The 4,110-nt window shown below is 71.6% G+C and carries 5 protein-coding genes; 3 read left to right on the top strand and 2 right to left on the bottom strand.

The window, feature by feature from the left end; all coding sequences use genetic code 11:
- Positions 1-151 precede the first annotated feature (151 nt).
- From ACZ462_RS31665 to ACZ462_RS31655, 3 genes are read left to right on the top strand one after another with little or no spacing between them, the layout of a single operon-like run.
- Positions 152-511, top strand: coding sequence for a DUF6247 family protein (locus ACZ462_RS31665; protein WP_467809986.1), 360 nt, complete (start codon positions 152-154; stop codon positions 509-511).
- Positions 508-798, top strand: a complete 291-nt coding sequence (locus ACZ462_RS31660) for a hypothetical protein (RefSeq protein WP_467809985.1) — start codon at positions 508-510, stop codon at positions 796-798. Before ACZ462_RS31665 ends, ACZ462_RS31660 begins: the two co-directional genes overlap by 4 nt.
- Before the next feature lie 60 nt (positions 799-858).
- Positions 859-1,932 carry a DNA polymerase III subunit beta family protein gene (locus tag ACZ462_RS31655; RefSeq protein ID WP_467809983.1) on the top strand — a complete coding sequence of 358 codons (1,074 nt, stop codon included), beginning with the start codon at positions 859-861 and terminating at the stop codon, positions 1,930-1,932.
- A gap of 8 nt (positions 1,933-1,940) precedes the next feature.
- Here the strand turns inward: ACZ462_RS31655 and ACZ462_RS31650 are convergent, their stop codons facing one another.
- Together ACZ462_RS31650 and ACZ462_RS31645 are read right to left on the bottom strand one after the other, a co-directional pair.
- A complete protein-coding gene (locus tag ACZ462_RS31650) occupies positions 1,941-2,627 on the bottom strand; it encodes an SDR family NAD(P)-dependent oxidoreductase (protein WP_467809982.1) in 687 nt (228 codons plus the stop codon).
- Between the two features lie 428 nt (positions 2,628-3,055).
- Positions 3,056-3,658 carry a dihydrofolate reductase family protein gene (locus tag ACZ462_RS31645; protein ID WP_467809981.1) on the bottom strand — a complete coding sequence of 201 codons (603 nt, stop codon included), beginning with the start codon at positions 3,656-3,658 and terminating at the stop codon, positions 3,056-3,058.
- Between the last annotated feature and the right edge of the window lie 452 nt (positions 3,659-4,110).

The raw sequence follows: 4,110 nt of genomic DNA, 5'->3' as shown, positions 1-4,110 counted from the left end.
ACTGCAGGGGGGACCCTGTGGGAGAGTAGGACGCCGCCGAACAATCATTGTGGGAAAGCCCCGCACCAGTCATGGTGCGGGGCTTTCCTGCGTTTCAGGGCGGTGCGAGGCCGGCGTCGGTATCCTGGCCGCGTTCCCCTGGAGGAGTCCGATGACAGCACAGCAGGTGGAAGACGGCGACCGCCCCCTCATCCCCCAGCCGGCCATGACACGTGAAGCCCTGAGGGACGCCGTGCGGCGGATCGACATGTCGAGCCTGCCCGCGCTCGACAGGGAATGCCACGAGGCCTTCGACCGGGCAGCGGAGACCGGGGCGATCAACCCGCTCCGCTTCTTCCTGACCAAGTGGGCCACCCACGTGGCGATCCACCGGTGGCCGGCGCGCGCGGCCGCCCTCCGCGAAGCGGAACGGGTCGCAGGCGACCCCGCGTCCACCGAGCAGGAGTTCCAGGACGCCATGGCAACAAGCAGCCGGATCCTGGCCGAGGCCCAGCGGGAAATCGGTCTGTGACCCCACGCGGCGAAGGCGTCGAGAGTGACAACGGCTGGGCATGGGAATGCGACCCCAGCCGCCTCTGGGTCCTCGGGGACATGCTGGCGGAACAGCAGCTGCTGGTCGGCGGCGTCATGGACGGGCTGGTCGACCTGGCCTCCCTGGGCATCGACCCCAAGGACGGCAGCCTGCACGAGGACCCGAACCCGATGCGGCTCCGTACGTACGAAGACGAGCACCTCCTCCTCTGGTACCAGACCATCCCCCACCGCCGGCGGGTCTACCTGAAGCGGGTCAACCTCTAGCAGCGGCGGTGCGGTGTGCGGGCTTGACCTTCGAGTTGGTCGAAGTCCGATGATGACGCGGTGCCAGATGACGAGCTGATGCCGATAGGGGCCTTTGCCCGACGCAGTGGTCTGACCTCCAGTGCGCTGCGTTTCTACGCCGACTCCGGGCTGATGCCGCCCGCCGAGACCGACCCCGTATCGGGCTACCGCTACTACCGTCCCGACCAGTTGGCCCGGGCCGTCGCGCTGCGGCGGCTCCGTGAACTGGCCATGCCGCTGTCCGCCGTCGAGGCCGTGCTCGGTGCGGGGGCCGCCGAGGCTTCCCGGCTCCTCGACGAGCACGTCGCGCGGATTGCGGACCAGGCCGCGGCCGTGCGGGAGAAGGCCGCCGTCATCAGGTCCTCGCTCGGTGGGGAGGCGGGGCTTCGCCTTGCCACGGTGAAAGGGCCCGTGCTGGCGGATGCGGTCGAGCAGGTCCTGACCGCGACCGCGTACGAGCCGGTGATGCCCGCGATCGCCGGCCTGCGCGTCGAGGTAGACGCCGAGGCGGTCACCCTGACTGCGACGGACCGGTACCGGCTCGCCACCAGGACGCTCGTCCCGGTCGAAGGGCCGGTGCAGACATGGGCCGGCACCGTCGACGGCGACGAGCTGCGGGTCACCGTCGGCGAGATCCGGCGCAGCCCGCTGGTACGGCTCGAAGCAGCCGCCCACGGCATCCGGTTCCGCCTGGGCGGGCGAGGGGACCGGCACTGCCGACTGGTGCCCGAGGAGTTTCCCGATCACCGGCTGGTGCTCGCGTCGCTGGGCGAGGCCACCACTCGGGTGACGGTGTCGAAGGAGCTGCTCCTGCGGGCGTTGGAGGAGCAGCCCGGCGAGGATGTCGTGCTGCGGGCCGGCGGTCACGGACTGGCCGTCAGAGCGGTCGACGACGCAGGGCCTCGCCTGGTGCTGCCGGCCACCGTGGCGGGGCGGGAGCTGCGGGTGCGGTTCGAGGTGACCACGCTGTACCCCGCGGTGAGCACCGCGATCGGGCCCGAGGTGCTGCTCGACCTGCGGGGACACGACCAGCCGGTCACGATCCGCTCCGCCGATCGCGGGGACCTCACCACCCTGGCCATGCCCACCGCTCCGGCCGGGGCTGCTGCGTGACCACTGGGCTACGTCGCCATGGCCGCCAGGCCCTGTGCGGTGTACCGCCCGCTCGGCGGCCGTTCCTCGACCAGCCGCAGCAGCAGCGGGGCGACCTCCTCTGGGGCCGGCAGCGCGTCGAGGCGTACGTCCGGCTCGGCCGCCGCCATCATCCTCGTCCCCATTGACCCCGGGTCCGCCCACCACACCCGCAGCTCCGGCTCCTCCACGGCCAGGACGCCCGACAGCAGGTCCAGGCCCGCCTTGGTCGCCCCGTACGCCCCCCAGGTCGCGTATGCCACGGCCGCCGCGGCCGAGCTGACGTTCAGGACGGCGCCCCGGGGTGACGCCCGCAGCAGCGGCAGCGCCTCCTGGATCAGCGCCAGGGGTGCCACGAGGTTCACCTCCAGGGCGTGGCGGAACCCGGCCGGCGACTGCTCGGCCAGCGGCACCAGGGGCTCCGCCCCGAGTACGGCCGCGTTGTTCACCAGCAGGTCCAGCCCGCCGAGCCGCCGGGCCGCGGCCACCAGCTCGGCGCGGTGCCCGGCATGGCGTACGTCGCCTGCGAGCGCGACCACGCCGCGCCTGCCGGCCGGCTCGGTGAGCCGGCGGCCGTCCCGCGCGCTCACCACCACGCTCCAGCCCTGCGCCGCCAGCTCCGCCGCCAACGCCTGGCCCAGACCGCGGGAAGCCCCCGTCACGATCGCCACCGCCATACCCGCCCCCGATTCCCGTGGTGCCGCTCGCCGTCCGCGCCAACCTAGGCATGCGGGCGGCCCCGGCGCCTCGGCCGCCGGTCCCATCGCCGCTGCGACCTTGGGCGTGGTACCTGAATCGGTTCTTCAGCTCCCGCCTAGCGGGCCTGGCGGGCCCGGCAGCGCCAGCCCGTGCGCCCGCCCGGTGGACGGGTGTCTGCCTGCGCAGCCGCCGCCGGGCCGTGCGCGCTGCGATCGGTTGCGGGTGTCGCCCCGGCAGAACCGGCGCCCGGCGGGCCAAGGGAGCCGACGGCGGTGGGCATGAGGCCTCGCGCGGGATCTGGCACGCCGCCCCCGGACCGCACGGTCGGACAGTTCCCGGAGGACCACGGGTGGAGCGGACCGGCCGGTGTGTCAGGGGACCGGCCCGGTCCCCTGACACACACCGATCAAGCCGATGCGCCCTCCGCTGCTCGGTAGGTGCACACCTGGACGCCGGTGGGGCTGGTGACCGCGGAGACCAGGTGCAGGGGGCGCTTGCTGCCGGCCGTCGGGAAGATGCTCTTGCCGCCGCCGAGGAGGACCGGCATCACGTTGAGGCGGAGCTCGTCGACCAGGCCCTCCTCGATCAGCGTGCGGACGAGCGAGGGGCTGCCCATCACCACCAGGTTGCCGCCCTCGCGGTCACGGAGCTCCCGGATCGCGGGGACCGCCTTGTCGCCGGCGATGAGGGAGGTGTTGTTCCACGTCAGCTCGGCGTCCGTGAGCGTGGAGGAGACCACGTGCTTGGGGAGCGCGTTCATACGGTCCGCGAAGGGGTCGCCTGCGCGCTCCGGCCACGCGCCGGCCATCGTCTGCCAGGTGCGGCGCCCGAAGAGGAGGGCCTCCGCATCGGCCAAGGCGGCGTCGAAGGCGCCGCCGACCACCTCCGGGTCGAAGAACGGGTGCGACCAGCCGCCGTGGGCGAAGCCCCCGTCCCGGTCTTCGTCGGCACCGCCGGGCGCCTGCACGACGCCGTCCAGGCTGATGAACTCGGTGACCACGATCTGCATGCGACTCACTCCTCGGGAAGATCCGGCTTGCTTGTGTCTACCGGATAGAGACCGGAGCCGGGCGGGAAACTCATCGGTCCTCGGGCCCGGGGCGTGACGGCTGGGGGCTTTGACACGCGTGGGGGACGGATGTAGAGTGGAGCGGTTGCCTGGAACGGATCGTTCGGCAACAAACCCCAAGCAGACCTCGTACCCGGGACTTCGAGCCCCGGGTGCACAGTCGACTCCGTGTTCGGAAATTCGAAGCCGGGAAATCCGGTGGAAAACTTCTGATAGAGTCGGTCTCGCCGAAAGGGAAACGCGAAAGCGGGGACCTGAAGGCAAACCCGCTTCGACCGGGAATCGGACACGAAAGAGTCTGATAGAGTCGGAAACGAAGAACGAAAGCCCGGAGGAAAGCCCCAGTAAGTGTTACTGCGGGTGAGTACGAAGGAAGCGTCCGTTCCTTGAGA

The organism is Streptomyces sp. NPDC031121 (assembly GCF_055570615.1).
Note: the sequence above shows the minus strand (reverse complement) of the source record. Positions and strands in the feature narration are given on the sequence as shown.

Coding starts and splice junctions, on each gene's coding strand:
- ACZ462_RS31645 (WP_467809981.1), bottom strand. CDS start 3,658: ATGCAGATCGTGGTCACCGAGTTCATCAGCCTGGACGGCGTCGTGCAG.
- ACZ462_RS31650 (WP_467809982.1), bottom strand. CDS start 2,627: ATGGCGGTGGCGATCGTGACGGGGGCTTCCCGCGGTCTGGGCCAGGCG.
- ACZ462_RS31665 (WP_467809986.1), top strand. CDS start 152: ATGACAGCACAGCAGGTGGAAGACGGCGACCGCCCCCTCATCCCCCAG.